At 31.2% G+C, this 327-nt stretch carries 1 protein-coding gene; it reads left to right on the top strand.

Features of this window, described 5'->3' with window-relative positions; all coding sequences use genetic code 11:
* A partial coding sequence (locus HMPREF2811_RS03580) for a transposase (protein ID WP_071408142.1) occupies positions 1-249 on the top strand: 249 nt, incomplete at its 5' end.
* Positions 250-327: the final 78 nt, after the last annotated feature.

Raw genomic sequence — 327 nt, 5'->3', positions numbered from 1 at the left:
AATAGCTTGAAATATACGCTATCAAACGGTTGTGTGGAAGGTACAAACAATAAAATTAAAGTCATTAAACGAATCAGTTATGGATATCGAAACTTCTACCATTTAAGAAGTAGAATTATATTATCGACTGCTCATAATAATGTGAAGAATGAAGCTTATCGTCCACTATTATTTGCTGAAGAAGACGCCATTAAAAAATATGAGGAAGAATACCAAAAACAATTAGAAATGCAAAATAAGACAGCTTAATTTAAGTAAAAAAACAGCACTTGAACAAGCGTTCAAGTGCAACTATTACTATTTACCAACACTACTTGACATAGAGCC

Source organism: Globicatella sp. HMSC072A10, assembly GCF_001811625.1.
In the GTDB taxonomy this organism is placed as follows: Bacteria; Bacillota; Bacilli; order Lactobacillales; family Aerococcaceae; genus Globicatella; species Globicatella sanguinis.
The sequence above is the reverse complement of the archived record's forward strand: the minus strand, read 5'-3'. Positions and strand labels throughout refer to the sequence as shown.